The 26,379-nt window shown below is 61.5% G+C and carries 23 protein-coding genes; 12 read left to right on the top strand and 11 right to left on the bottom strand.

Annotated elements, in window-relative coordinates; genetic code table 11:
* Positions 1 to 2: 2 nt before the first annotated feature.
* The 6 genes from sthA to ARCT_RS0124095 all read left to right on the top strand — a co-directional run bounded on the left by sthA (position 3) and on the right by ARCT_RS0124095 (position 5,962).
* Positions 3 to 1,574, top strand: a complete 1,572-nt coding sequence (sthA, locus tag ARCT_RS0124125) for a Si-specific NAD(P)(+) transhydrogenase (protein WP_379574063.1) — start codon at positions 3 to 5, stop codon at positions 1,572 to 1,574.
* A complete protein-coding gene (locus tag ARCT_RS0124120; protein WP_027242396.1) occupies positions 1,571 to 2,029 on the top strand; it encodes a YaiI/YqxD family protein in 459 nt (152 codons plus the stop codon). The genes sthA and ARCT_RS0124120 overlap by 4 nt, the downstream gene beginning before the upstream one ends.
* Positions 2,030 to 2,491: 462 nt before the next feature.
* Complete coding sequence (locus tag ARCT_RS0124110; protein WP_027242394.1) at positions 2,492 to 3,454, top strand: DMT family transporter; 963 nt, start codon at positions 2,492 to 2,494, stop codon at positions 3,452 to 3,454.
* 14 nt (positions 3,455 to 3,468) lie between these two features.
* Entirely contained in the window at positions 3,469 to 4,089 is a 621-nt protein-coding gene (locus tag ARCT_RS0124105; RefSeq protein WP_027242393.1) for an HAD family hydrolase, read from the top strand.
* Positions 4,086 to 5,003: an ornithine cyclodeaminase family protein gene (locus ARCT_RS0124100; RefSeq protein ID WP_027242392.1), complete on the top strand. Its 918-nt coding sequence runs from the start codon at positions 4,086 to 4,088 to the stop codon at positions 5,001 to 5,003. Before ARCT_RS0124105 ends, ARCT_RS0124100 begins: the two co-directional genes overlap by 4 nt.
* The gene (locus ARCT_RS0124095) at positions 5,000 to 5,962 is read left to right on the top strand and encodes an alpha/beta fold hydrolase (RefSeq protein ID WP_051361147.1); all 963 of its coding nucleotides are present in this window, start codon (positions 5,000 to 5,002) and stop codon (positions 5,960 to 5,962) included. Before ARCT_RS0124100 ends, ARCT_RS0124095 begins: the two co-directional genes overlap by 4 nt.
* Before the next feature lie 74 nt (positions 5,963 to 6,036).
* Here the strand turns inward: ARCT_RS0124095 and ARCT_RS0124090 are convergent, their stop codons facing one another.
* Complete coding sequence (locus tag ARCT_RS0124090; RefSeq protein ID WP_027242390.1) at positions 6,037 to 7,278, bottom strand: MFS transporter; 1,242 nt, start codon at positions 7,276 to 7,278, stop codon at positions 6,037 to 6,039.
* A gap of 825 nt (positions 7,279 to 8,103) precedes the next feature.
* Between ARCT_RS0124090 and zapE the strand changes: the two genes are divergently transcribed.
* Entirely contained in the window at positions 8,104 to 9,177 is a 1,074-nt protein-coding gene (gene zapE / locus ARCT_RS0124080; RefSeq protein ID WP_027242388.1) for a cell division protein ZapE, read from the top strand.
* A 160-nt stretch (positions 9,178 to 9,337) separates the two neighbouring features.
* Here zapE and ARCT_RS0124075 read toward each other — a convergent pair whose 3' ends face one another.
* The 4 genes from ARCT_RS0124075 to ARCT_RS26805 all read right to left on the bottom strand — a co-directional run bounded on the left by ARCT_RS0124075 (position 9,338) and on the right by ARCT_RS26805 (position 15,834).
* The gene (locus ARCT_RS0124075) at positions 9,338 to 10,612 is read right to left on the bottom strand and encodes a bifunctional folylpolyglutamate synthase/dihydrofolate synthase (RefSeq protein WP_027242387.1); all 1,275 of its coding nucleotides are present in this window, start codon (positions 10,610 to 10,612) and stop codon (positions 9,338 to 9,340) included.
* Positions 10,613 to 10,713: 101 nt separating this feature from the next.
* Entirely contained in the window at positions 10,714 to 11,658 is a 945-nt protein-coding gene (accD, locus tag ARCT_RS0124070; RefSeq protein ID WP_027242386.1) for an acetyl-CoA carboxylase, carboxyltransferase subunit beta, read from the bottom strand.
* Between the two features lie 73 nt (positions 11,659 to 11,731).
* Positions 11,732 to 12,622 (bottom strand): CPBP family intramembrane glutamic endopeptidase, encoded by an 891-nt coding sequence (locus ARCT_RS0124065; RefSeq protein ID WP_027242385.1) that lies wholly within the window; start codon positions 12,620 to 12,622, stop codon positions 11,732 to 11,734.
* On the bottom strand, positions 12,619 to 15,834 hold the full coding sequence (locus ARCT_RS26805; RefSeq protein WP_051360988.1) for an ABC transporter transmembrane domain-containing protein: 3,216 nt from the start codon (positions 15,832 to 15,834) through the stop codon (positions 12,619 to 12,621). The genes ARCT_RS0124065 and ARCT_RS26805 overlap by 4 nt, the downstream gene beginning before the upstream one ends.
* 400 nt (positions 15,835 to 16,234) lie before the next feature.
* On the opposite strand from ARCT_RS26805, the gene ARCT_RS26800 reads away from it, so the two are divergent.
* The 3 genes from ARCT_RS26800 (at position 16,235) to ARCT_RS0124045 (ending at position 18,345) form a co-directional block, all read left to right on the top strand.
* Positions 16,235 to 17,074, top strand: a complete 840-nt coding sequence (locus tag ARCT_RS26800; protein ID WP_161631347.1) for a hypothetical protein — start codon at positions 16,235 to 16,237, stop codon at positions 17,072 to 17,074.
* Between the two features lie 115 nt (positions 17,075 to 17,189).
* A complete protein-coding gene (locus ARCT_RS0124050) occupies positions 17,190 to 17,951 on the top strand; it encodes a DUF6478 family protein (RefSeq protein WP_027242384.1) in 762 nt (253 codons plus the stop codon).
* Positions 17,952 to 17,961: 10 nt separating this feature from the next.
* Complete coding sequence (locus ARCT_RS0124045) at positions 17,962 to 18,345, top strand: hypothetical protein (RefSeq protein ID WP_027242383.1); 384 nt, start codon at positions 17,962 to 17,964, stop codon at positions 18,343 to 18,345.
* Positions 18,346 to 18,523: 178 nt separating this feature from the next.
* Here ARCT_RS0124045 and ARCT_RS0124040 read toward each other — a convergent pair whose 3' ends face one another.
* The 6 genes from ARCT_RS0124040 to ARCT_RS0124015 form a co-directional block, all read right to left on the bottom strand.
* A complete protein-coding gene (locus ARCT_RS0124040; RefSeq protein ID WP_027242382.1) occupies positions 18,524 to 19,588 on the bottom strand; it encodes a bifunctional transcriptional activator/DNA repair enzyme AdaA in 1,065 nt (354 codons plus the stop codon).
* 93 nt (positions 19,589 to 19,681) lie between these two features.
* Positions 19,682 to 20,779, bottom strand: coding sequence for a ribosome small subunit-dependent GTPase A (gene rsgA / locus ARCT_RS0124035; protein ID WP_027242381.1), 1,098 nt, complete (start codon positions 20,777 to 20,779; stop codon positions 19,682 to 19,684).
* 202 nt (positions 20,780 to 20,981) lie between these two features.
* Positions 20,982 to 22,322: a S41 family peptidase gene (locus ARCT_RS0124030; protein WP_027242380.1), complete on the bottom strand. Its 1,341-nt coding sequence runs from the start codon at positions 22,320 to 22,322 to the stop codon at positions 20,982 to 20,984.
* 7 nt (positions 22,323 to 22,329) lie between these two features.
* On the bottom strand, positions 22,330 to 23,478 hold the full coding sequence (locus ARCT_RS0124025; protein ID WP_027242379.1) for a murein hydrolase activator EnvC family protein: 1,149 nt from the start codon (positions 23,476 to 23,478) through the stop codon (positions 22,330 to 22,332).
* Positions 23,479 to 23,505: 27 nt separating this feature from the next.
* Positions 23,506 to 25,023: a 2,3-bisphosphoglycerate-independent phosphoglycerate mutase gene (gene gpmI, locus ARCT_RS0124020; protein WP_027242378.1), complete on the bottom strand. Its 1,518-nt coding sequence runs from the start codon at positions 25,021 to 25,023 to the stop codon at positions 23,506 to 23,508.
* 111 nt (positions 25,024 to 25,134) lie between these two features.
* Complete coding sequence (locus tag ARCT_RS0124015) at positions 25,135 to 25,347, bottom strand: hypothetical protein (protein WP_027242377.1); 213 nt, start codon at positions 25,345 to 25,347, stop codon at positions 25,135 to 25,137.
* A 144-nt stretch (positions 25,348 to 25,491) separates the two neighbouring features.
* Between ARCT_RS0124015 and ARCT_RS0124010 the strand changes: the two genes are divergently transcribed.
* Complete coding sequence (locus tag ARCT_RS0124010) at positions 25,492 to 25,956, top strand: DUF1203 domain-containing protein (RefSeq protein WP_027242376.1); 465 nt, start codon at positions 25,492 to 25,494, stop codon at positions 25,954 to 25,956.
* 177 nt (positions 25,957 to 26,133) lie between these two features.
* Positions 26,134 to 26,376: a hypothetical protein gene (locus ARCT_RS28295; RefSeq protein WP_161631346.1), complete on the top strand. Its 243-nt coding sequence runs from the start codon at positions 26,134 to 26,136 to the stop codon at positions 26,374 to 26,376.
* Positions 26,377 to 26,379 lie beyond the last annotated feature (3 nt).

Here is a 26,379-nt window from a genome sequence, read left to right as displayed (position 1 = left end):
CCATGACCACTGCCGCAACCCCCACCATGACCAATTTCGACTACGACTATGACCTGGTGATTATCGGCTCGGGCCCCTCGGGGCGGACCGCCGCCATTCAGGCGGGCAAATTAAAACGCCGGGTGCTGGTCATCGACCGGGCAGACCGGCTGGGCGGGGTTTCGGTCCATACCGGCACTGTGCCCTCCAAAACCCTGCGCGAAACCGTGCTGAACCTCTCTGGCTGGCGCGAACGCAGCTTTTACGGCCGCTCCTACCGGGTAAAAGACCAGATTGCTGCCGAAGACCTGAAGGCCCGCCTGCATATGACCCTGGACCACGAGGTCGATGTGCTGGAACACCAGTTCAACCGCAACCACGTGGAATGGCTGGCGGGCCTGGCCAAATTCATTGGCCCACACGAAATCGAGGTCGCCACCGAGGCCGGAGACACCACCCGGATCACCGGGGAAAAATTCCTCATCGCCACCGGCACCCGCACCTACCGGCCAGACGATGTGCCGTTTAACGGCAAAACCGTTGTCGACGGCGATGAATTCCTCGAGATGTCCTCGATCCCGCGCTCCCTGGTTGTGGTTGGCGCCGGCGTCATCGGGGTGGAATATGCCACCATGTTCTCGACCCTGGATGTGCGGGTCACCCTGATCGAGCCGCGCAGCACCTTCCTGGACTTCATCGACAGCACCCTCATTCAGGATTTCACCCATCAGATCCGGGAAAACGGCGTTGATCTGCGCCTTGGCGCCGCCATCGACAAGATCGAAGACGCCGGCAGCCATATCGAGGTCACCCTGGACAATGGCCGCCATGTGCGTGGTGAGATGCTGCTGTTTGCCGCCGGTCGCATGGGCAATACCGATGGGCTGAACCTCGATGCCGTCGGGCTGGAAACCGATCACCGCGGTCGGCTCAGCGTCGAGCGCAAGACCTATCAGACCGCCGTGCCGCATATCTATGCCACTGGTGATGTGATCGGCCACCCCTCGCTGGCCTCCACCTCGTTGCAGCAGGGCCGTGTTGCCGCCTGCCACGCGCTGGAAACGCCCACCCTGCCCGAAAGCCCCTGGTACCCCTATGGCATCTATTCGGTGCCCGAGATGTCCACCTGCGGCATGTCCGAAGAAGAGCTGCACGAGCGTGGCATTCACTACGAGATCGGCGTTGCCCGCTTCCGCGAGACATCACGCGGGCATATCATGGGGCTGGAACACGGCATGCTGAAAATGCTGATCAGCCTCAAGACCCGCCGGGTTCTGGGGGTGCAGATCGTCGGCGAAGGCGCAACTGAGCTGATCCACATTGGCCAGGCGGTGATGAACCTGCAGGGCACCGTGGACTACTTTGTGCAGAATACCTTCAACTATCCAACCCTGGCCGAGGCCTATAAGATCGCCGGCCTGGATGCCTTTAACCGGATGCCCATCCCAAAAGAGTTCAAGGTGAAAAGGCCCACCGCTCCCACGGTTAAATCCACCGATAAAGCCACGGCGAACCCTGCCCAGGCTGCCCAGGTCTCCCAGGTCGCAAAGGTCTCCCAGGCCTCCCAAGCCGCTGACAAAAAGGATGCCACGTGAGCGCGCTTTATATCGATGCGGATGCCTGCCCGGTCAAGGAAGAGGCCGAGCGGGTGGCCACCCGCCACAAGCTGAAAATGTATGTGGTCTCCAACGGTGGCCTGCGCCCCTCGCGCAATCCGCTGGTGGAAAACATCATCGTCTCCGAAGGCGCCGATGTGGCCGACATGTGGATCGCCGAGCGCTGCGGCACCGGCGATGTGGTTGTCACCGGCGACATCCCCCTGGCGGCCAAATGTATCGAGACCGGCGCCCAGGTGCTGCGCCACAATGGCGAGCGCTTCACCCCGGCCAATATCGGCCAGCAACTGGCGATGCGCGATCTCATGGCCGACCTGCGCGCCGCCAATCCGCTGGGGGCTGGCGGCTCTGGCAAGGGCTTTACCAAGGCCGACCGCTCACGTTTTCTGGACGCATTGGAACGCGAAATCCGCGCGGCAAAGTCAGCACCCTAAGTGTGAGATCTTCTGTTACAAAAGCGATCTTTGCACCATCTGGGAATTGACATTGTCATCTGTACTCTGCTGGCCGCCATAGCAAGCCCTGCGTTCCAGTCTGCGCTCTGTGATGACCCCGAGGCACAATTGGCCGAGATGAGCCTCCGCCAGGCTGACAGGATCCGCCGGGCGAACAGGATCCACCACTGCCCCCCCCAACAGATCGCGGGTCAAGGAGGGCCGCAAGGCCCCCGCGCCAGCGGCTTGTCCTTGAGGCGGGATCGGTTGGTACAGACTGGAGGCGGCGCGTTTGATGGGCAGCATGCCCCCTCAAACCGCTTCTCAGCAAATAAAATCCCTGCCAGCCACAGGTGCAGGACCTGGCACTGCAAAATCTTTTCCGCGCCAGCACAGCGCCGCCCATTGCCCCAGCGTAATATTTACGCGATGCATCAGGGGGTAATGCAATGCGAGGTTTAGATGAGCGAGACGATGAAGGTCAGCCTCCTTGGGCTCTTTGCCGCTGCCGGCTCGGCCATCTGTTTTTCCATCATTGATGTCTTGGTCAAATTCCTCTCCGGGGATTATCCGCTGTATCAGGTGGTGCTCTTGCGCTCTCTGGTGGCGATGCCGATCCTGCTGCTGCTCATCGTTCCACTGGAGGGCGGCTTTCACGTCTTGCGGACACACCAGCCCATGCTGCACCTGATCCGCTGCGGCGCGGTGCTTGCGGCCAATATCTGCTTTTACACGGGCCTTGCCACCATGCCGATGGCCGATGCGGTGGCCATTGCCTTTGTCACCCCACTGGTTGTCACCCTGCTGTCGGTGGTGCTGTTAGGCGAACGGCCCGGCATCTGGCGCTGGAGCGCGGTTGTCGTTGGTTTTATCGGCGTGCTGATTATCATGCGCCCCGGTCCCGGCACCTTTCAGGCCACAGCTTTGCTGCCGTTTTTTGGCGCCTGTGGCTATGCCACCCTACATGTTTTGACCCGCCGGGCTGGCGGCGCTGACAGTCCGGCAGCCCTGACCTTTTATCCTTCTCTCGCTTTCATGCTGGTCAGCGCCGGGGTGGGTCTCAGCACCGGTGACGGCCGCTTTGCCACGGGCGACAACCCGGCGCTGGATTTCATCCTGCGGGCCTGGATCTGGCCCCCAATGGGCGATTGGTGGGCCTTTGTCGCCCTTGGGCTCACCGCCTCTGTTGGCGGCTATCTGATCAGCTTTGCCTATCGCCAATGCGAGGCGGGGCTGGTGGCCCCCTTTGAATATATCACGATGCCCATGGCCGTGCTCTGGGGTATTCTGGTGTTTCAGGAATGGCCCGATCTGCCGGTCTGGCTCGGAAGTGGCTTGATCATTGGCGCTGGTCTTGTTTCCCTCTGGCGCGAGACTCGCAACAATCGCCCGCCCAGCCGCCCGCGACCCAGATCCACAGGATAGGAAGCAACTGCCCCATGACTATCGAAGCCGTCGTTTTTGATATCGGCAATGTGCTGATCGAATGGGACCCGGAACGGTTCTATGATGCCCGTCTCGGCCCCGAAGCCCGCAAGCGCCTGTTTGCCGAGGTGCCGCTGCACCAGATGAACCTCGGGCTGGATCGCGGCGATCCCTTTCGTGCCTCGGTTTATGATCTGGCAGAACAGCATCCGGACTGGGCCGAAGAAGTGCGCCACTGGCACGACAGCTGGCTGGAATTTGCCCACGCGGATATCCCGCAGTCGGTCCGCCTGCTGCGCGCCCTGCGCGCCAAGGGCGTGCCGGTTCTGGCGCTCAGCAACTTTGGCATCGGCACCTTTGAAGTCGCCGTCACAGCCTATCCCTTTCTGGCTGAATTTGATCAGGCCTATATCTCAGGCCATCTCGGCTGCATCAAACCTGACGATAAAATCTATCAGCATCTGGAACAGGGGGCCGGGGTCCCAAGGGACCGGCTGCTGTTTGCCGATGACCGGCCCGAAAACATCGAGACCGCCACCGCGCGCGGATGGCAGGGCCATCTTTTCACCACACCCGAGGCCTGGGCCGCGCGCCTGGTCGAGGCCGGACTATTATCAGAACAGGACGCCCAATGAGTATTCCCATGATCCCCTTTGACGCCGGTGAAGCCCTGCTCAACTGGATTGACTTCACCCAGGCCCTGACCCGGGGCCATGACCTGCCCAAGGCCGAGATCGGCGATACCTTTCTCTACCGGGATCCGGACACGCTGCTCAGCCGCTCTGCCTGGATTGATGGCATGGGACTGGCGGTCAAAACGGCCAATATCTTCCCCAAGAACCCTGATGCGGGCAAGCCGATGATCAATGGCTCGGTCTGTCTGTATTCGGATCTCGATGGCACATTGGAAGCGCTTGTGGATTTCCATCTGGTGACCAAATGGAAGACCGCAGGCGACAGCCTGCTGGGCGCCTTGCGGCTGGCAAACCCTGACAGCCGTGAAGTGCTGATTGTCGGCGCCGGCACCGTTGCCGGATCGCTGGTTGAGGCCTTTGGTGCCGCCTATCCGCAGGCGCAGATCCGCATCTGCAACCGGACTCAGTCCAAGGCCGAAGAGCTGGCGGCGCGCTACCCCAGGGCAGCCGTTGCCACCGATCTTGAAGCGGCGGTCAAAGCGGCGGATATCATCGTCACCTGCACCATGTCCTCCAGCCCGGTGATCAAGGGTGAGTGGCTGCGTCCCGGTCAGCATCTGAACATGATCGGCGCCTACCGCCCCGACATGCGCGAGGCGGATGACACCGCCCTGACCCGTTCAAAAATCTACTGCGACAGCTTTGACACCACGCTGGATCATATCGGTGAGTTCAAGATCCCGCTGGCCGAGGGCGTGATCCAGCGCAGCGATGTGCTGGCGGATTTCTACAGCATCGACCAGTTCCCGGCCTATGACCCCGCAGCCATCACCCTGTTCAAAAACGGCGGTGGCGCCCATCTCGATCTGATGACCAGCCATCATGTGCTGGAAAAATGGAACGCCGCCGCATGACCTGGCTGCTGCTCCCCACCCTGCTGTTTCTTGGCCTGCTGTTTCTTGGCCTGCTGAGCACCCTGGCCCTGCTGCCGCTGGTGCGGGAGAGGCTGCGCAGGACCATGGGGCCTGGTGCGCGCAATGGCGCACCGGGGCGCTTTGCCCGCCTGTCGCGCGGGCTCACCCATTATCAGTGGCACGGCCCCACCCGGGGGCCTGTTGCCGTCTGTGTGCATGGGCTCACCACGCCCTCCTTTGTCTGGGGCGGCTTTGCCGAGGGGCTCACCGCCAAAGGCTATCGCGTGCTGACCTATGACCTCTACGGGCGTGGGTTTTCCGACCGCCCCAAGGGGGCGCAGGACAGCGCCTTTTTTGTCTCCCAACTGGAAGAGCTGCTGGAGCAGGAGGGGATCACCGGAGATTTTACCCTTGTGGGCTACTCCATGGGCGGGGCCATCGCCACCGCCTATGCTGCGGCGCATCCCGACCGGATCCGCGCGCTGGTGTTGCTGGCCTCCGCCGGGCTAAAGTCCGAACCGGGCAAGATGGCACGGTTCATCCGGGACCACAGCCCCCTTGGCGACTGGATGATGCTGGCGCTTTTCCCCCGTCTGCATCGTCGCGGCTGCGAGGCCGAGCGCGCCCTGCCCTCCTCGGTGCCCGGCATCGTCGATCTGCAGCAAAACGAGCTGCGCTACAAAGGCTTTGTGGCGGCGGTTCTGGCCTCCCTGCGCGGGATCCTGATGGAAGACAGGGGCGATGATCTGCGCCGGATCCATCGCAGTGGTGTACCCATCCTGGCGATCTGGGGCGGGGAAGATGAGGTCATACCGGTCAGCTCCATTGGGCGGATGACCGAACAGGCGCGCTCTGCCCGCCAGGAGGTCATCGAGACCGCCGGTCATGGGCTGCCCTATACCCATACCCAGGAGGTTCTGGAGATCATCGCCGCCAACCATCGCAGGGCGTTTGAATAACCCCAGCAAGCCCCGCCTCCCCCGTATCGGGGGGCGGGCATTTGCATGTTAGGGCGCTTGCATATCAGCGCAGATCAGGCAGCCAGCGCCATCGGGGATTTCTCCCGTACCGGCAGATGCACCACGGCGCTAAAGGCGCCGACAGCAACGCCGATCCACCACACAAAGGTGTAATCGCCGTAGACGTCATACATCCGCCCGCCCAGCCAAACCCCCAGGAAACCGCCCAGCTGGTGGCTGAAAAACACGATACCATAGAGCGTGCCCATGTAGCGCAGCCCATAAAGATGCGCGATCAGCCCAGAGGTCAGCGGCACTGTCGCCAGCCAGAGCGACCCCATGACAACCGAGAAGATGATCACGCTCGTCGGAGTGATCGGCAGCAGGATAAACACCGCAGCCACCACCGTGCGCGCCGTATAAATCCCGGCCAGCAGGTATTTCTTGCTGTAGCGATTGCCCAGCCAGCCGGCAAACAGCGTGCCGCCCACATTGGCCGCGCCAATCAGCGCAATCGACACCGCCCCAAGGGCGGAGGTCGTGGTGATGCCAATGCTGTGCAGCGCCCCGCCCGGCAGGATCGGCCCGCACATTTCGGTGACAAAGGCGGGAAAATGCGCGGTGATAAAGGCCAGCTGATAGCCGCAGGAAAAGAACCCGAGGAAGATCAGCGTAAAAGACGGATCCTTAAAGGCCTGTTTCAGGACGGTTCCCATACTGGCCTCAAGCTCGGCCTTGCTGGCCGCCTGCGGCGCCCGCATCAGCGGCAGCGTCAGAATGAGGGCCAGTACCGCGCCGGCAAAGACCATGAACACCGATTGCCAGCTCATCACCGACAGCAGGAACTCTGCCGTTGGCGCGCCAATGATCTGCCCGGCTGACCCGGCAGCGGTGACAACAGCCAGTGACATTGAGCGGTTTGCATCGGAACTGGCCCGCCCCACCACCGCCAAGACCACGCCAAAGCCGGTGCCGGCAATGCCAAAGCCCACCAGCCATTCATAGGCCTGCATTTCAAACGGGGTTGTGGCGCCAGAGCTGAGCACCAGCCCCGCAGCATAGATGATCGCGCCCAGAACGATGGCCTTACGATCGCCGATCTTCTCCGCCAGCGCGCCAAAAATCGGCTGGCCAATGCCCCAGGCAAGGTTCTGGACGGCAATTGCCAGCGAGAATTCAGCCCTGAGCCAGCCAAATTCTTCGGCAATGGGGATCTGAAACACCCCAAATGAGGCCCGCACAGCAAAGCTGGCCATGATAATAACGCAGCCGACAATCAAGACCGGCGTAAAAAGGGGCGCAGCGCTGCGGGGCATGGGGCATTTCTCCTGATCAGAGTGGCGAGAGTATGGAAAATCTCCCCCCGGTCAAATCAAAGATTTTGCGCGCCCAGTTAAGGAAATTTGATGTGACCTCTTATCCCTCGGATACCCACACCACTCTAGGAAAGAACAACTCACTTGGTGTCGAGTTGAATTCATCCCGCCATTTCCGGTTTACCCGCAAACACTCTACCTCTGTCCCATAAAGCGATCTGACGTCCCCCGACAGGACCCTCAGAGACTTTGAAAACAGGCTTAGATAATCGATTTCACGGAGGATCGGCTCCATACCACGCCGAAGTGTTTTGCTACCCAGCTTTAGCGTGATCTGGCGAAAAAACTCATGTGCGTGGGGAAAACGAACCCCGACTTTAAAACCAGCACAAACATAGGGTTTACCTTCGTGCTGAATTATTTTGTGGTAACTGATGACCGGATGGACAGTTTTCCCATCCACAACCTCCGATTCAAAATGCCCTTTAACCGTAAAGCTACTATCCAGTTTGTGTTTAATAAGGGGCGCCGCGGTCAGGTTATTTGCTGTGAGCACTGAACAAATCACGCTGAGAGCTATCACCCAGGCATAGCTTGAAACATGTCTAATCGATTGGTTTGGAGAGCTGCTAAAAAATCGCATAAATCTATGCCCGTCTTAGAAAATTCACTTGAAGCAAGGATATAACTTTTGCGAGCAGTATCAACCTCAATACTGCTTTACCTTGTACACCCGACAGGCTTGCAAACAGGTCTTGGGTGCCAAATAGCAGTGCATGCACCGGATATCTTTTCAATCAGCGACTAGCACGATAAGCCTAGCCCATGACCAATCTCAGCACGCTTTATACCCAAAAGATTGCCGCTGGCGATCTGCGCCCCGACCCCGCCCAGGAGGCGGTTTTGCCGCAATTCGACCGGATCTCAGCCGGCGTGAAGGCCGAGCCGGTGAAACGCGGGTTGTTTCGCCGCGCCAGCCCGCCGCCGGCGCCAAAGGGTCTGTATCTGTGGGGTGGCGTGGGGCGTGGCAAATCCATGTTGATGGATCTCTTTGTCGATAGCCTGGGGGATATCCCGTCCCGGCGGGTGCATTTCCATGCCTTCATGCAGGAGATCCACGCCAAGATGCACGCTGCCCGCCAGCAAGGGGTGCAGGACGCGCTGGCGCCGGTGGCGCAGGAGGTGGCGGACTCGGTGCGGGTCCTGGCCTTTGACGAGATGCAGATCTCTGACATCACCGATGCGATGATTGTCGGGCGGCTGTTTGAGGCCCTGTTCAAGGCGGATGTCTGCGTGGTGACCACCTCCAACCGGCTGCCCGACGCGCTCTATAAAAACGGGCTGAACCGGCAGCTGTTTTTGCCCTTCATCGACCTTATCAAGGAGAAGATGGAGATCTGGGAGATGGTCAGCCCGGTGGATTACCGGCAGGACCGCCTGACGGGCAGCACGGTCTATTTTGCCCCGGCGGATGCAGAGGCCCGCGCCAGCCTTCAGGCGATCTGGCAGGATCTCGCGGGAGGGGACGCGCAACCTCTGACCCTAGAAGTAAAGGGGCGCGAAGTGGTCCTGCCCGCCTTTCGCAATGGTGTGGCCCGGGCCAGTTTCTTTGATCTCTGCGGCAAGATGCTTGGCCCTGGGGATTATCTCGCTATTGCGGAAGAGGTGAAGGTCTTGCTGCTGGAGAATATCCCCCGGCTCAGCCGCAACAACTTCAACGAAGCCAAGCGTTTTGTCACCCTGATCGACGCGCTGTATGAGGCGCGGGTGCGGCTGATCTGCACCGCAGCGGCAGAGCCCGAGTTTCTCTATGTCGAGGGGGATGGAGCGTTTGAGTTTGAGCGCACCGCCTCGCGCCTGCGCGAAATGCAGGATCAGAATTGGGGGCAGGCGCAATAAGGGGGCTTTGCCCCCTCGCGCCACAGGCGCTCACCCCCAGGATATTTTGGGCCAAATGAAAGCGCGACCGCGCCGCGTCAGCGGCGCCGGGCCCAACGGGCGAGGATCATTCTGCAAGAATGTTCCAAGACGGGCGGGAGCCCCCCCTTGCCGGACCAGATCAGCCGTTTTCACGCAGGATATGGCCTGCAAGGTAAAGGGATCCGCAGATCAGCACGCGGGAGTCCGGCGCTTTTTGCAAAATTGCCTGCAAGGCCTCTGCCGTATTTTTGGCGGTTGTGGCCTCAAACCCCACCGATTGCGCGGCGGCTTGGGTTGCCTCGGCTGGCAGGGTGTTGACTTCATCAGGAATTGAAATGGCCGTGAGGCTTTGGGCCTGCCGGGCCAGGGGCGCAAGATACCCGCTGACATCCTTGGTGTTGAGCATACCGCAGATCAGATGGGTGGGCCGCTTTGGCAGCCCTGCCAGGACGTGTTCCAGAGCAAGCCCCGCCGCAGCGTTGTGGCCGCCATCTAACCAGATTTCGGCCCGTCCTGCCGCCGCAACCAGTGGACCGGATTTCAATCGCTGCATCCGCGCGGGCCAGCGCGCCTGTGTCATCGCAGCCTCGCAGGCAGCGTCATCCGCGCCCAGGTGGCGCAGGGCGGCAAGGGCCGCGCCGGCATTTTGCACCTGATGTGCCCCCAGCAGCACCGGCATGGGCAGGTCCAGCAAGCCGCGCTCGTCCTGAAACACCAGCCGGTCGCGCTCTTGGCTGACATGCCACTGCTGACCATAGGCAATCAGGGGGGCGCCCAGACGCGCGGCTGTGGCCTCGATGACCTCCAGGGCCGCATCCGGTTGCGGGCCGACAACCACCGGCACGCCACGTTTGATAATCCCGGCCTTCTCGGTGGCGATCTTGGTCAGGGTATCACCGAGGAATTGTTCGTGATCGATGGAGATCGGCGTGATCACCGTGAGGGCCGGTTGGGCAATCACATTGGTGGCGTCCAGCCGCCCGCCCAGGCCGACCTCCAGCAGGGTATAATCCGCCGCAGTGCGGGCAAAGGCCAGAAGAGCGGCCACTGTGGTGATTTCAAAATAGGTGATGCTCTCATCGCCATTGGTGGCGTAGCACTCATCCAGGACTTCGGTGAGATACTGTTCGGAAATCAGCTCTCCTGACAGACGGATGCGTTCGTGGAACCGCGCCAGATGCGGCGAGGTATAGGCATGCACCGATTTGCCCCAGCCTTCCAGCCCGGCGCGGATCATTGCCTGGGTTGAGCCCTTGCCATTGGTGCCGGCCAGGTGGATCACCGGAGGCAGGCTCTCTTGCGGATTGTCCAGCCGCTTGAGCAGGCGCCAGACCCGATCCAGGGTCAGGTCGATGATCTTGGGATGCAGCGCCAGCATGCGGGCAAGGATGGCATCAGAAGTCGGCTGGGTCATGGGGGCACACTCAATGGCAGCAAAGGGGGAGGGCGGGGTCACCAAAACGACAAACGGCCCGCCCTGAAGAGGCGGGCCGCGTCAAAACACTATAGGGTCAATCAGGTTTCTGCAGCAGGTGTTTCTGCGGCATCTTCTGTCTCATTCGCGGCCTCTGCACCTGCACCCGGCGCGGGCAGATCGCCCACCACCTGCGGCGAGAGCCCCATCAGCATGCGGATAATGGTGATCAGCTCTGCCCGCATTTCGGTGCGCGGGATCACCCTGTCCAGCATGCCGTGATCCAGCAGGTATTCCGCCCGCTGGAAGCCTTCGGGGAGCTTTTCGCGGATGGTCTGTTCGATCACCCGGGGACCGGCAAAACAGATCAACGCGTTGGGCTCGGAGATATGCACATCGCCCAGCATCGCATATGAGGCCGTCACGCCGCCGGTGGTGGGATGGGTCAGCACAACGATATAGGGCAGGTTGGCTTCTTTCAGCATCTGCACCGCCACCGTGGTCCGGGGCATCTGCATCAGTGACAGGATACCTTCCTGCATGCGCGCGCCGCCAGCAGCCGAGAACAGCACCAACGGGCGGCCCAGCCTGACGGCCTCTTCGGCGGCGGCGATAATCGCGTTGCCCACATACATGCCCATGGAGCCCCCCATAAAGGAGAAATCCTGCGCCGCAGCAACAATCGGCGTGCGGCCAATTTCTCCGGCGGCCACCAGCATGGCTTCTTTTTCGTCGGTCTTTTTCTGCGCCGCCTTCATGCGGTCTGGGTATTTTTTCTGATCGCGGAACTTCAGCGGATCGGTAATTGGCTCTGGCACCGCAACCTCGGTGAACACTCCGCCATCAAACAGCGCAGTGAAGCGATCGCGCGGGGTGATATGCATATGGTGACCGCAGTTGGTGCAGACATTCTGATTGTCGCTCAGTTCGCGGTGAAACAGCATGGTGCCGCATTCACTGCATTTCTGCCAAAGATTCTCAGGCACTTCGCGACGCGAAAACAGCGAGTTGATCGTTGGGCGGACGTAGTTGGTGATCCAGTTCATATCATGCCTCTGTCAGAGCCGTTTGGCGGGGCCAGTTTCGACACCAGATAAGCTGCCTTGCGCTGAATTGCAATCAGCGCCGTATCGCCAGCCGTGCCACCAACCACAGGACCAGCATCGTTGCGCAGTCCACCCACAGCCAGGGGCGCAGGGCGGCCACATCCGACATCTCATAGGGAAGCAGATAAAGCGCCAGACCAAACAGGCTGCTGGGCGATCCCAGGATCAGCAAGGCCACGATGTTGTTGACAAAATGTACTGCAATGGCAGGCCCCAGGGTGCCGGCACGGGCGGTGAGATCCGCCATCAGCAGCCCAAATCCCATGGCCCAAAGGCACAGCAGCCAGGCATTGTCCCCGGCCTCTTGCGGCATGTAATGCGCCGCGCCAAACAGCGCCGAGGGAAGCCCAAGCCAAATCACCGGGTGACTGAACCGCGCCGCCAGGGCCTGTTGCAGATACCCGCGAAACACCAGTTCTTCGGCGCTGACCTGTACCAACACGGCCAAGAGCGACAGTGGCAGCAGACCCAGCCAGGTCAGCCAATGCAGGTTGGCCACCAGTGGCGCGCCAAAATCATAGGGCGGCAAAACCATGATGACCGCAAAAACAGCCGTCCCCCCCAGACAGGTTCGGATAAACTGCTGCACCGTCAATCCCGGTGCCCCGATCAGACTGAAAAAGGACCGATTGTGCAGCAGGCGCGCGGCCAGCCCCACCCCCAGTGGCAGAAAGCCAAATGTCGCCAGCAGGATCAGCATGGCGATGGGTGTGCTGCCCCGTTCCATCACCAATAACCACTCGACAGAGGTAAAGCCCAGCAATACCAGAAACGTCACGATCTGGAGGCCATAACTGACCATCGCAATCACCCCGAGCCCCAGCAGCAGACGCCAGAGCTGCGATCTGGACCGCCCCGGCGCCACCAGGTCTTCATGCGCAGGGTAGCGCGACCCAGGGGTCATCTTGGTGCATCCTCTTGTGGCTCATTTGGCTGATTTGGTGCAAAACCTGTGTCACTGCTGGACACCTCAGCCACGGTTTCCACGTCGCCGGAAAAGCCCATGGCGGGCAAACCCGCCTCGCGGACCTTGGAGGCCAGGGCCACCAGATGCCCCGAGACCGTTTCCAGCAGCTGGGTGGCGACACCCGCGTCGCTTTCGATCACCGCGCGGTATTCTTCAGCACCGATCCGCAGGAACAGGCAGGGTTCGACGGCGCGCAGATCCATTTCACGCGGCTGCCGCAGGATCACCGCCAAATCGCCAATCAACCGGCCCGGCTCGATCACTGCCACCGGTGTCATGCCAACAGGCGCATCCGGCCAGAGCAGCTCAGCCCGGCCCTCAAGACAGAGGTAAACCGCATCGCCGCTCTCGCCGCGCGCAAAGACCAGATCGCCCTGATCGACCCGGTGCCACTGGGCAGAAAAGGCCAGCAGCCGCTGGTTGCGCGTATCCAGCTGGGTAAACAGACCCGCCCGGCCAATCACATCCAGTTTTTGGCGGAAATCTTCGGCGACCAGCCCCTCAGGGCGGTCTTTCTGGCGGCGTTCCACGCCCCCGACACGGCCGTCGATATGGCCCTCATGGATCTCGACAAACAGATCATAGCGTTCGGGGTGGCGGAACTCTTCTTCGAGAAAAATCATCGTGGTCGCAGGCATCAGCGCCCGCAGCCTATCGCGGGTGCGCAGGCGGCTGTCGGAATCATGGCTGGCCAGGGCGCGATCCAGGATCAGCACATCGGGCCGTTTGATTGCCGCACGGGTAAAGGCGGCGCGTTCCTGAAACACCGGATCCAACAGCGATCCCCCCAGACCAGTGGGCAGATCATAGAGGATCAGCGCCAGACGTTTTTGCAAGCCATGGTCCGTCACCACCTCGCTCACCAGGGCCTCAACCTGGCGCGCCTTATCCCCGGCATGCAGCGAGACCTTGCCAAACAGCGCATTCTCCATCACCGAAAGGCGCGGCACATAGGTGCCCGCGTTCAGCGGCACAAACAGGCCCTGGGACCGGGCGGTAAGCGCGCCGCCGCTGGTGGCCCGGATTTTCAGAATGCGGGCCTTGAAGGCGGCGGGAAATCCGGGGCCGATCTGTTCAGCCGAGAGCAGAAAGGGAAGGGTCATCAGCGCCGCGCGTGAGGCGTCACTCAGGCCTTGCTTGCCGCCGCGATGCCCGGTTCGGCTGCGGGTTTCACCGCGCCCGGCGCTCTCCAGCGCCGCGTATTCCTCAGCCGCATTGCACAGGCGGCAATACAGCTCCTCGTCCAGGCCCAGACGTTGGAACAGCGGATGATCCAGATCCTCGCGGCCAAAGGTCTTGATCAGGATCTCAGCCACCCCCAGGCCAATTTCCAGCGTTTCCTCGGCCAGCTGCTGATCGCGGATCACCTGATAAAATAGCTGCCCCGGAGCCAAAAGCTCTTCTGGGGCAATGTCGCGCGTCGGGGTCGCAAAGAGCATGTTGCTCGCCAGAGGCACCGCCGGGTTAAAGCTCTCGGGGTCAAAATGCAGCACCGCGCTGTCCAGCCCGGCCTTGATCAGCCGGCGTTTGATCAGCGGCCGCAGCCGCACGATGTGCTTTTCCAGCACCGGGTGCGCGCCGGGTTGCAACTGGGCGTGCAGCGTGCGGCGAAACAGCTGCTGGTCGGCGCCCATGGCCTCGATCAGCTGAAACCACCAATCGCGCATACCGTCTTCCGAGCCCAGCCCCGCCAGCGCCGGGTTCACCCAGTCTGCCTCCAGCGGGTCAGGGCTGTTGCCGGCGCGGACCGCCTCGGCAATCTGGCGCTCGATCTCGAGCGAGGGGCGCGGCAGGCTGGGGGCGCTGCGCAGGGGCATCAGCACATTATCCCCCAGAGAGCCTGAAAACAGGTAGGGATGGGAATGGGCATAGCCAACCCGCGCTGCAATCACCCCCTGATGCAACGCCTCCAGCCGGTGCCCGGCCACGGTGATCGAGCCCCGCGTTGGCAGCACCTCGCGGGTCAGAAGCTGGGCAAAGCCCGCCCGCTCGGCATCGCTGCTGCTTTTGACCGCCACCCGCGCGCCCTGGGGAATGGTCAGGGACAGGTCCTCAAGCACCATGTTTCCCTCACCGTCGCGCAGCGAGACATTGCGAAAGATCACATCCCCGCGCAGATGCGGCAGATCATCGGGCATGCCCTCGATCAGACCGGCGTCAATCATCCCCTTGGGGGCAAACCGTTCTGTCATGATCGACCAGCGCAGCCCCATGTCCTGCATCTGGTTGTAATAGGTCAAAAGCTCCTTCCAGGGGGCGGAAAGATCCTTATAGGCCGCCAGCCCCGCCACCAGGGCCCCAACGGTGATCTCGCCGCGGATCGCCAGCACCCCACCCGCGGAATAAAACGCAAAGGGTGTCATATGGCCGATCAGATTGTTGAGGAACTTCATAAAGTATTTCTTGTTGTAAATCCGGCGGCGGATTTCAAACAGGCGTCCCAACCGGTCCGAGATCTGCGCCAGACGAAAGCGCCAGCCGCCATTGCCGCGCAGATCGGAAATCCCGGCGGCGGTCTCGCCGATCTCGGCGGCCAGGGCGCGCACCTGCTGAATGCGCTCCTTGTTCAGCAGGTTGATCTGGCGCTGCAACATGGGGATCAGCCAGGCCTGCAGGGGGATCAGCGCGATAGAGACCAAGCCAAACCAGACGCTTTGCATGAACAAGAAGACCACGATGGTCAGCATCTGCCCCGCCTGAAACACCGGCTGCGCCAGCGCATCCCCCATCAAGCCGCCCATTGGCTCGCTTTCCGAGGTGATCATCGACACCAGCTCCCCCTGGCTGGTGGTGCGAAAATAGGGTTTGGGAAAGCGGATCATCCGGCTGATCAATGTGTAGCGCAGCCGCCGCAACAGCCGTTCCGCCGTCACCCCCTTGGCGGTGTTGAGACGCATCTTCAACACCCCGGCAATGATCACCGCCGCCAGAAAGCCGCAGCAGAGCAGCAAGAGATATTCAACCTGGCTCATCTCCTGCCCCCAGACCTCGACCCACGGGGTTGGCGCGCCGATGGCATCGTTGATGATCCGTTTAGGCAGTTCCAGGGAGGCAAAAAGAAACGGAAATATCAGCAAGGTCAGTGCCAATAGCCCCAGCTGCTGACGCTTTGAATAGCGCCAGATAAATGAAAACAGCGTGCGCGGCATGTCCGGTCCTTGTTGCATAAAAGCTGCATGGCTGAGCCTTGCAAATGACTCCGGCTTGCCGCCTGCGGCAGAAATTGAGTCACTGTGGCAAAACTTGGCAAACCTATGCCGCAAATTCAAGAAAGCAAAGGTGATCTAGGTCACGCAACTATGCAGTTGCCCCCACAAAGCTGCGAAATTATTGCGCAGCCAAACCAACAGACCCCGGTTGCGGGGCAACAGAGGCTGACCACACCAGGTCAGAAGACCAGCAGAGATGAATTTCAGCACAGCGTGTCGGCCTTCCGGGCAGGATAGGATCACAGTTTCCACTGCCCAAACGCCCCCGTGCCTTCAGAACTTTGAGCGCGGGTCTGCAGGGCGCTTTGCTGGCGCGGCCCGCCTGCCCGCGCGCGCCTCCTTGGCGGTGCTGGCGGTGTCCTGTGCGCTCGCGGCCTGTTCCCCCCTGCCGCAGGCGGGGTTTTCCTTTGCCTCCCGGGGCGAACAGATCAGTGACCAACAGCGCCAGACCGCGACGCAGCACACAAAGACCCAGGCCCAGTTTGCCCAGGGCAAGGTCACGCTGGTTGCGCCTGCGGGCCATTGCATCGACACCACCATGCTGCGCCAGGAGGCCGATGGCGGGTTTGCCCTGCTGCCCCGCTGCAATCTGATGCATGGCCCCCATCTCTTCGGGCGAAACCGCGCTGCCGTCATCACCGCAACCATTGGTCCCGCTCAGGGGGCTGAGGCGCCGACAACGGCAGAGCTTGCCCAGACAGCCGAGGGGGCAAAACTGCTCTATTATGATGACAAGGGCCTGTTGCCCCTGGTCCGGTTGCAATGGTCAGGCCAAAGCGCCATGGGCGGATCTGGTGCCAGTGACGAGCATTGGCGGGGCGCCTTTGTGATCAACAACTATGTGGTTGTCCTCGCGCTGTATGCCCCCGATGGTAGCAGCCTGCTGGGACCGGCCGGCGCAAAGCTGCTGACCGAAATGACCCGCCTCAGTCAACAGGCCAGCACAAAAACAGCACCGCAGCCAGAGGCCATCTCGGCCCGGGAAGAAACCGCGCCCCCTCTGGCGCAGCGATCTGCAGCCACCGCACTCCGGCCAAAGGCGCGCCCCGGAACCAAGGCCGCCCCGTCAGAGCCAGCTCTGGCCCCGGCTCAGCCAGCCCCAGCGCAAAAACTCTCGCTGCGCAGGCGGATTGGCGGTTTATTTCACCGCTCTTCCACGGCTAGATTGACAACAGAGTAAAGAAGGCCGAAGGCTCAGCCGCACCAACCCGGCGATGGCCAGACCTGCTGAACAAGACCGCCCAAGGCAGAAGCCGCGGGCACAAGGCCAGAGATAAAAAGGTGCAGAACGCAATATGGGCGGTTTTCTAAACAAGCTGTTTCATCGGCGCGCATTGCGACGCTGGCGACAGGGCGCAACACAGGCCGCGAGCATACCGCTGTCACAGCTGCGCCAACAGCGAAACCAGGCCCGTGCCCTGCGGGGAGAATTGGACCGGCTGATCCATATCGCAGAGGGGCGTCTTGCCCTGCCGCAGATTGGCTCCTCCTTTTTTCCACGCCCCCATGGCACCGACTGGTCCTGGCGACCCGAGCTGTGGCGCGGACCAATGCCGACACCCGGAATATCTTCGGTGCCCTCCAAATCCAAACTTGGTGAAGAAATCACCCTGTTTCACGATTGCAGCATATCAGAGCTGACCCTGCGCCAACTGCGCAACAACCGCGAAGAAGATCTTGCCCCTTTTGGCCTGCGCATGGATGTGTTCAATTTTGACGGCTCCTTCCTGTCGCTGGTGGTGGATCTGCCACCCGAGGCCTGCGAGGGTCTGTCACGCCATCATCTGATGCGCATCGACAGTGTTATCGAGACAGAAAAACCGATCGAGATTTTTGCCCGTCTGAATATTCGCCACGGCCCCAACACCGAACAACTGGTGCGGGAATTGCCTCTGGGTGAAAAAGACGTCACCGTGGAATTTGACCTCGCCTATTCCGATCTCAACGAAAAGCGTATTGAGCGTATCTGGCTCGACCTCATTTTTGAGGCGCCAGACATGAACCAGGTGGTTCTGCGCGATCTGACTTTTGCGCGCCACCGCCGCGCCAATATCTGAGGCCCAAAAGATGAGCGACCTGACCGTCACCAAGATCCGTTTTCACCATGGCACCTGGGAAGGGGTGATCCAGAATGCCGGAGAGAACGGCCTGCCGCCGGATATTCAGGTGCTCTATCAGGACCAGCCGCTTGCGGAAGGGATCTCGATCACCGAGGGAAGTACCTCCAGCGAATGGGCCCTGCATATTACCATTCCAACCCAGGCGATTTGTGATGGGGTTCAGACCTTTGTCATCACCGAAGGCCGCGGGGACGGCCAGAAGCTGGCGAGCTTTTCGCTGATCGCCGGCGAGGCCACAGTGGATGACATGCGCGCCGAGATTGAGCTGCTGCGCGCCGAACTCGACATGCTGAAACGGGCCTTTCGCCGCCATTGCCTGCAAACCAGCTGATCCAATTTAGACCGGGCCAGCCCTGGCGGCTGCAATTCTAGCGCCGCAAAATCCCCGCCCGGCAAAATCCCCGCCCGGATGGTCAACGGCAGCAGGGGACTGCCCGGTTGGTGCCTGCCCGTTTGATGCCTGCCCGGTTGATGCCCGGCGCCAAAGGCGCAGACCGACCTGGAACAGGTCATGCAGTCAGCCTTTCCGTGTAGCTGGTTTCAATTTCGATTAGCCGTTGTTTGCGCCACAAGCCGCCGCCATAGCCGGTCAGGCTGCCATCTGCCGCCAGCACCCGGTGGCAGGGAATGACCACGGCAATTTGATTGCTGCCATTGGCCCGCGCCACCGCGCGGGTTGCGGCAGCGCGGCCCAGATCCTGGGCGATTTGCGAATAGCTGCGGGTCTCACCCGCCGGGATTTGCAGCAGGTAGCGCCAGACTTCCCGTTCAAAATCAGTGCCATGCAGGGCCAAGGGTGTGTCAAACCGCGCCTGGGTGCCGGCAAAATAATCCGCTAGCTCAGCCGCGACCTGCTGCGTCGGTGCCGGGCGGCCAAAGCCGATGCCGCCGGGCTGGGCTTTTTGCAGCCGCTGCATCTCGCGTGGCAAGGCCTTGCGATCGGCAAACTCCAAAAGATGCAACCGATGTTGGCAGCTGATGGCGATCATCGCCCCCAGCGGCGTATCAATCCAATCCGCCAGCAGCAGCGCATCCTTGCGAAAGGCGCCAGGGGCCATGCCCACCAGCCGGGCAAAGGCGGCGCGAAAGGCCGAAGGGCTGTCAAAGCCGGCGTCGATCTGCGCGGCAATCACCGGCTCTCCGGCGGACAGGGCGGTAAAGCCCTCCCGCAAGCGGCGTTGTCGCGCCATTTCAAGAAAGGTCATGCCAAAATGGCGCTTAAAAGCCCGCCGCACGGTCGAGGGGTCATAGCCCAGCTGCACCAGATCCCCCTCGCGCCAGCGGTGGGTCGGGCGGGCCTCCAGCGCGTCGATCAGCGGCTGCACCATCGGATCATCGCCGGCCGCGGCTTTCAGCGGTTTACAGCGTTTGCAGGCGCGAAACCCCGCCTCGATACAGGCCCCGGGAGAGGCAAAAAACTGGCAGTTCTCAAACTTTGGATTGCGCGCCGGGCAGCTGAGGCGACAAAAGATCCCGGTGGAGGAGACCCCCACATAGGCGCGCCCCTCATAGCGCGCATCGCGGGCACATAGGGCGGCATACAGCGTTTTGGAATCAGGCAGGTCAAACATCATGGCGCCAGATTAGCCAATCCATAGCCCCGCCGTCGCCGGTTTCCGGGCGTTACTGTCGAAAAAACAAATCATACGTCAAATTGAGCTGCGCCGTCAGCGGCCAAGTTTCTTGTTCAGCTTTTTCATGCTGCGGATGGTCTTGCGCAGGGCCTTGCCACCACTCTTGCGGTCCGCCAGCGACGCGGTATTGCTGCGGTCTTCGACAACAAGCTTGCGCCAGCGCTCCAGCCGCACCTGATCAATTTCGCCGCGCGCACGGGCGGCAATCAAGGCACAGCCGGGCTCGTTTTCGTGTTTGCAATTGCGGAACTTGCACTGGCCGGCCAGTTCAGCCAGATCTTCAAACAGATCGGCAATGCCTGCCTCTGCTTCAGCCATCTGCAATTCCCGCATCCCCGGCGTGTCCATCACCGCACAGCCATTGGGCAAAAACCGCATCTGCCGGTGCCGCGTGGTATGCCGTCCACGCGCGTCATCCTCACGAATTTCCGCCGTCGCTGCGGTCTCGCGGCCAAACAGAGCATTGACCAGCGTCGATTTCCCCACCCCGGAGGTGCCCAGAAACACCAGCGTATCCCCTGGTTTGCACCAGGGTGCGAGCTGGTCTTTGGCCTCCTGGCTTTTGGCATTCAGCAGCACCACCGGCACCCGTGACGAAATGCTTTGTGCCTGCTCCACATAGGGCGTGGGATCCGCGCAAAGATCCGACTTGGTCAGCAGGATCACCGGCGTCACCTCTGCCTCAAAGGCCAGCGCCAGATAGCGTTCCAGCCGGGCCAGGTTGAAATCTGCATTGCAGGAGGTGACGATAAAACTGGTGTCGGTATTGGCCGCGATCAGCTGGATACTGCGGTCATGTCCCGGTGCGCGCCGCTTGAACAGGCTCTTGCGCTCCAGCACCCGGCTGGAGGTTGGCAGCACCCGGTTGAGCAACACCCAGTCGCCAACCGTGGCGGCCAGTTTTGGCGGCACCAGCTGGTCTATGCCGTCGCCCTGCACCCGCAGGCCGCTGCGATGGGCCTCGACAACCCGCACCGGAGGGGTCTCGTCCAGATCTTCTGCGGCCACCTGATCGGCAAAGAACGCCTGCCAGCCAAGTTTCTCCAGCACGGTCAGCTCTGCACCGTTCTGATCCAGGGCCCCCTGATCAAAACCATTTGGCGGCGCTTGGGGATCATCCCGTGTGGTCATAAAGGATCTGCTTTCTTACGGAGGCGCGGCGGCCCAGGTTGCGCGCTAAGAACCATATATTGCCCGCCGGCTAAAGCCCCTTTGCGCCGGGTGCGCCCGCGCGATCCGCCCCGGAACAAGAAAAGACCGCCCCCAAAGGAGCGGTCCTGATCACTGGTTGGCAGAAAATGCAGGGACTCCGCCCCTGGTGTTTCCCAGCTGATTATTGCTTTGGCCCCAGGGCAACGAGACCTTTGAGGATGTCGATGGCATAGGCCAGCTGATAGTCCTGCTCGCGCAGTTCAGCGGCTTTTTCCGCCCGCTCACGATCCTCTTTGATCTGGCGGATTTCATCCTCGGTCAGGCTATCGTTGTTGAGGCTGCCACGCAGATCCGCCTCGGAGCGGGTCCGTCGTGCGGCGCTTTCCTCCTCGGCCTCCTCGGCCTGAGCGGTGCGGCGGGGCTGTTCCACGACGATATCCGGAGAGACCCCCAGCGCCTGGATCGAGCGGCCCGATGGCGTGTAATAGCGCGCGGTGGTCAGACGCATGGCGCCCTCGCCCCGCAGCGGCATCACGGTCTGAACCGAGCCTTTGCCAAAGCTTTTGGTGCCCACGACGATGGCCCGGCGATGATCCTGCAGCGCGCCGGCTACAATTTCAGAGGCCGAGGCAGAGCCACCGTTGATCAGCACCACGATGGGTTTGCCACCAGAAAGATCCCCTGGGGTCGCGTTGAACCGCTCCCCGTCCTCAGGGTTGCGGCCACGGGTCGAGACGATCTCGCCGCTGTCGAGGAAACTGTCAGCAACGCTGATTGCTTCGGTCAACAGCCCGCCGGGGTTGTTGCGCAGATCCAGCACGATGCCACTGACCTTGTCGAGGCCGCCGGCCTCTTCAATCTGTTCTTTCAAACCGGATTCCAGGTTCGGCGTGGTCTGCCGGTTAAAGGTGGTGATCCGCAGCACCACGGTTTCGCCCTCGGTGCGGGCCCGCACGGCTGTCAATTTGATGGTGTCGCGGATGATCGACACGTCAAAGGGCTCCCCCTCGCCTTCGCGCACCACGGTGATCACGATCTCCGATCCCACCGGGCCGCGCATCAGCTCAACCGCCTCATCCAGGCCAAGACCCAGAACGCTTTCGCCATCCACATGGGTGATGAAATCACCGGCTTCCATGCCGGCCTCATCCGCCGGGGTGCCGTCGATGGGCGAGACAACTTTGACAAAGCCCTCTTCCTGCGTCACCTCAATGCCAAGCCCGCCAAATTCACCGCGGGTCTGCACCTGCATGCTGGCTGCATCATCGGGTTTCAGATAGCTGGAATGCGGATCAAGCGACGACAGCATGCCGCCGATGGCCGCCTCGATCAGCTCTTTCTCGTCGACCTCTTCGACATATTGGGCGCGAATACGCTCAAAGATATCACCAAAAAGATCCAGCTGCTCATAGACCGTTGCTTCGCGGTCCGTTTCCTGCGCCAGCAGCGGGCCGGCCACATAGGTTGTTGCAACGATTCCGGCCAGCGTGCCGCCAATAGCCGCCATGGCAAATTTTCTCATGAAACCTTCATCCACCTTTTCCGATTCGGAACCATGTTGCAGGATCCACCGGGCTGTTATCCATTCTGACTTCTATATAGAGCGTTTCTGTCCGGTCAGTTCCACCCCCTTCACCGCTTAGTGACAAAATGGCACCAGCCTGCGGGGCACTTCCCCCCATCAGGCCCACCGGTGTGCCTGCGGGAATGACCTGACCGGCCGCGCCATAAACCTCTGCCAGTCCTGACAGAATAAAGAGTGTATCCGGCTGCGGTTCAAGGATCACCACATTGCCAAGGTCCAAAAGAGGGCCACGGTAGCGGATTGTCGCCGCCGTTGGTGAACTCACCAGGGCGCGGGGCCGGGCAGCGATCAGCAGGCCGGGCCGGGCAATGCCCGCCGCATCGCGTTTTTCAAAGCCGCGCAGCAGCAGGCCTTCTACCGGCAGGTCAAGCTCTCCCCGCTGAGCGCTGATATCTGCCAAAAGCGGTGTGATTTTATCAGCACCGCCGGCAATCTCGGCCAGTCCACTGGCAAATCCTGTCAGTGTCTCGGTCGAGGAGATCAGAATAGCGGTGCGCACGGAGTTTTCGGTAAAGCGCTGCGGCAGGTCGGTTCGGTCTGCAATTGCGGTGGACAGGGCGGTGCGGGCCTCTTGCACCCCGGACAGCCCCTGTTCCAGCGTGTCAGCGGCGTTTTGCTGCAACAGGCGCAGGGTCTGCACCTCCTCCAGGTCACGACGCAGCGCCTCGGCGCGGGCATACAGCCCCGGCGTCACCTCGGCCACCATCATGGCAGAGCGCGCCGCTCCCAGCGGCCCCGAAGGATGCAGCATCAGCACCGGCGGCGCCGAGGTTTCAATGGTCTGCAGGATGCCCAGCAGCTCTGCCACTTCGTCCTCACGGGATTTCAGCTGGGTCAGCAGCTGTGATTCGCGGCGCGCCACCCGCCGTAATCCCTCGCGCATGGCCGCCAACCCGGCCTCATAGGCGCGCACAGTGCCGGTCAGCGCCTTGACCCGATCCCGCGCGCTTTCGGCGGCTTCCAAAGCCACCGTTGCGGCCTCCAGTTGATCCGCTGCGGCCCGTGCCGCCTCGGCAGGGGCCTGCTGGCCCTGCAGCGGTGCGGCAAAGCTGATCAATGCAAAAAGAAGCAGCCCTGCGGCGCGTTTCATCATATGGGTCAGGTCTTTTTGATCAGGGTCTCAGGTCAGCAGGCTCTCACCGGTCATTTCCTCCGGCTTGGGCAGGTTCATAAGCTCTAGCAGGGTGGGGGCAAGATCGGCAAGGCGGCCATTGCGCAGCCCGGCGCCCGCCGGCCCGCCAACCAGCACCAATGGCACCAGATTGGTGGTATGCGCGGTATGGACCCCGCCGGTTTCGGGATCCACCATGACTTCGCAATTGCCGTGATCCGCCGTTACCAGCATCGCGCCGCCGGCCTTTTTCAAAGCTGCGACCACTTGGGCCAACCCCTGATCCACCGCCTCGCAGGCCTTGATGGCGGCCTGAATGTCACCGGTATGGCCTACCATGTCCGGGTTGGCATAGTTGGTCACAATCAGATCATAGCCAGCCTCAATCGCCGCGACAAACTTCGCGGTCACCTCCGGCGCGCTCATCTCTGGCTGCAAATCATAGGTCGCCACCTTGGGCGATTCGGGCATGGCGCGGTCTTCCCCCTGTTCCGGCTCTTCCTTGCCGCCGTTGAGGAAAAAAGTCACATGCGGATATTTCTCGGTCTCCGCCAGGCGGAACTGCCGTTTGCCCTGCTTTGCCACCCATTCGCCCAGGGTATTGACCAGCTCGGCCTTGGGGTAGGCGGTTGTCATGTAGTCATTATGGGCCTTGGAGTAATCCACCATACCCAACAGCGCCGCCAGTTTTGGCCGCGCCCCGGTGTCGAACTCGGCAAAGCCCGGCTCGCCAATGGCGCGCAGGATTTCGCGGGCGCGGTCGGCGCGGAAGTTGAGACAGAAAAACCCGTCGCCATCCTGCACCCCCTTATAGCCGCGCAACACGCTGGCCCCGATGAATTCATCGGTTTCCGACTGGTTATAGGCATGGGTCACCGCGTCATGAGCATCCGCCACCGGGCGCCCCTCTGCCTTGATCATCGCGTTGTAGGCCTCGCTCACCCGCTCCCAGCGGTTGTCGCGGTCCATGGCAAAATAACGCCCGGTGACACTGGCAATTTTGGCACCTCTGGGCAGGCCGTCTTTGAGCTGCTCAAAATAGCCATAGGCGGATTTTGGCGCCACATCGCGCCCGTCCGTGATGGCATGCAGCCAGACCGGCACACCCGCTGCGGTGATGGCCCGGACCGCCGCCAGGATATGGCTGATATGCCCATGCACGCCACCATCCGAAACCAGCCCCATCAGATGCGCCGCACCGCCAGTTTCTTTCAGCTTGGCAATAAAGTCCAACAGCGCCGGGTTTTGCTCAAAAGAGCCATCCTCGATCGCCAGATCAATCTGACCCAGATCCATCGCCACCACCCGGCCGGCACCGATATTGGTATGCCCCACCTCAGAGTTCCCCATCTGGCCGCTGGGCAGTCCCACATCCGGCCCATGGGTCACCAGCCGCGCCTGCGGCCCCGCCGCCATCAGCGCATCAAAGGTCGGCGTCTGCGCCAGATAGGGCGCATTGGCCTCTCCGGGCGCGGCACTTCCCCAACCATCAAGAATACACAGAACGACGGGTTTGGGCGTGGACATGTCAAAGCTCCGGAGCAAGGGCAGGTGATAAAGATTGTCCTCGCCTTCTAACCGCTTGGCCTCGCGGGGTGAACCGACAACCTGTCACAGGTGGCGTTATCAGTTGGGAAATCAGTCCCAACGCGGCAAAAGTGGCACCCGGCGCGCCAGATCCGGGCCCGGGACGTCGGGCGGAAAATACCGCGCCATCCCAGCCGCAGTCAACAGATCCTCAGTCTCAGCCAGGACCTGCTCTGTGCTTTCATGTTCCTTGGCCACCCAGAGCGCCGCGCGCGGGGCTCCGCAGGAGCGCTGCGCGCCGGGCCCAACGGGTGGGCGGGGCATCTGTGATGCACTGCCACCGGGCGGGAGCCCCCCCGCCCCTGATGGGCCCGCAGGATTACCCGCAATTACCCGCATGTTTCGGGTCGCTTACAGACCGGCATCTGCGCCAGGATCACAGCCAATCGACCCCAAAAGGATACCCCGATGACCAGAATCACCGCCCTCTCCACCAAGATCACCCGCCAGCTGCAAAATGGCGGGCCGGACGCCCATGGCCAGCCGGCTGAGCGCAGTATTTCGGACGGTGAAGGCAACCCCTGTCGCCACTGCCTGCGCCATATTCCCAAAGGTGCCGAGATGCTGATCCTGGCCCATCGCCCCTTTGCCACGGCGCAGCCCTATGCCGAAACCGGACCAATCTTCCTCTGCGCCGCCCCCTGCAGCCGCCACGACAGCGCTGAGCTTCCCGAGGTCCTGACAAGCTCCCCCGACTATCTGATCAAGGGCTACAATGCCGAGGATCGCATCGTCTATGGCACCGGCATTGTGATCCCGCAGCCAGAGATGATGCAGCAGGCCGAGAAAATTCTGGCAAAAGAGCACGTGGCCTATGTCCACATTCGCTCTGCCCGCAACAACTGCTATCAGGCCCGCATCGACCGAACCTAGCCGCGCCGCAGATGTTTCGCCCGCGAAACGATGCAAGGGTTTGGCAAGAAAGGTTGCCCATCCCCTGCCCCGGCGTGCGGGGGTAGGGCGATGGGTCAACGGCCAGCCATGCGCAGGGAGCGGACGTGCAGTACGCCGCGTCCCCGAATTGCCAGGCTGTGCGCGAATTGCCAGGCTGTGCGCGAATTCGGCGCCTTGGAAGCCAAGCTCCGCCTGTTCACTGCTTGGAGTTGGTCGCAAGTTTCTACTCCACACCCTGCGCCATTCAGCCCAGCAGGAGCGACCGCTGCCAAGCACCAATGGCAGCAATGGCAGCAATGGCAGCAATGGCAGCAATGGCAGCAATCAAACTGCAAATCTGAACAGAGGCAAACTATTATTACGCCGATAAATCCTAATTCAAAAAATACATTAGGGTGAAAT

The sequence above is a fragment of the Pseudophaeobacter arcticus DSM 23566 genome (genome assembly GCF_000473205.1).
GTDB lineage: Bacteria > Pseudomonadota > Alphaproteobacteria > Rhodobacterales > Rhodobacteraceae > Pseudophaeobacter > Pseudophaeobacter arcticus.
The sequence above is the reverse complement of the archived record's forward strand: the minus strand, read 5'-3'. Positions and strand labels throughout refer to the sequence as shown.

Coding starts and splice junctions, on each gene's coding strand:
- ARCT_RS0124095 (WP_051361147.1), top strand. CDS start 5,000: ATGACCTGGCTGCTGCTCCCCACCCTGCTGTTTCTTGGCCTGCTGTTT.
- ARCT_RS0124040 (WP_027242382.1), bottom strand. CDS start 19,588: ATGATGTTTGACCTGCCTGATTCCAAAACGCTGTATGCCGCCCTATGT.
- zapE (WP_027242388.1), top strand. CDS start 8,104: ATGACCAATCTCAGCACGCTTTATACCCAAAAGATTGCCGCTGGCGAT.
- ARCT_RS0124010 (WP_027242376.1), top strand. CDS start 25,492: ATGACCAGAATCACCGCCCTCTCCACCAAGATCACCCGCCAGCTGCAA.
- ARCT_RS0124025 (WP_027242379.1), bottom strand. CDS start 23,478: ATGATGAAACGCGCCGCAGGGCTGCTTCTTTTTGCATTGATCAGCTTT.
- ARCT_RS0124090 (WP_027242390.1), bottom strand. CDS start 7,278: ATGCCCCGCAGCGCTGCGCCCCTTTTTACGCCGGTCTTGATTGTCGGC.
- ARCT_RS0124065 (WP_027242385.1), bottom strand. CDS start 12,622: ATGACCCCTGGGTCGCGCTACCCTGCGCATGAAGACCTGGTGGCGCCG.
- ARCT_RS0124105 (WP_027242393.1), top strand. CDS start 3,469: ATGACTATCGAAGCCGTCGTTTTTGATATCGGCAATGTGCTGATCGAA.
- ARCT_RS26805 (WP_051360988.1), bottom strand. CDS start 15,834: ATGCCGCGCACGCTGTTTTCATTTATCTGGCGCTATTCAAAGCGTCAG.
- ARCT_RS0124110 (WP_027242394.1), top strand. CDS start 2,492: ATGAGCGAGACGATGAAGGTCAGCCTCCTTGGGCTCTTTGCCGCTGCC.
- sthA (WP_379574063.1), top strand. CDS start 3: ATGACCACTGCCGCAACCCCCACCATGACCAATTTCGACTACGACTAT.
- accD (WP_027242386.1), bottom strand. CDS start 11,658: ATGAACTGGATCACCAACTACGTCCGCCCAACGATCAACTCGCTGTTT.
- ARCT_RS0124075 (WP_027242387.1), bottom strand. CDS start 10,612: ATGACCCAGCCGACTTCTGATGCCATCCTTGCCCGCATGCTGGCGCTG.
- ARCT_RS0124045 (WP_027242383.1), top strand. CDS start 17,962: ATGAGCGACCTGACCGTCACCAAGATCCGTTTTCACCATGGCACCTGG.
- ARCT_RS0124030 (WP_027242380.1), bottom strand. CDS start 22,322: ATGAGAAAATTTGCCATGGCGGCTATTGGCGGCACGCTGGCCGGAATC.
- rsgA (WP_027242381.1), bottom strand. CDS start 20,779: ATGACCACACGGGATGATCCCCAAGCGCCGCCAAATGGTTTTGATCAG.
- gpmI (WP_027242378.1), bottom strand. CDS start 25,023: ATGTCCACGCCCAAACCCGTCGTTCTGTGTATTCTTGATGGTTGGGGA.
- ARCT_RS0124050 (WP_027242384.1), top strand. CDS start 17,190: ATGGGCGGTTTTCTAAACAAGCTGTTTCATCGGCGCGCATTGCGACGC.
- ARCT_RS0124015 (WP_027242377.1), bottom strand. CDS start 25,347: ATGCCCCGCCCACCCGTTGGGCCCGGCGCGCAGCGCTCCTGCGGAGCC.
- ARCT_RS0124100 (WP_027242392.1), top strand. CDS start 4,086: ATGAGTATTCCCATGATCCCCTTTGACGCCGGTGAAGCCCTGCTCAAC.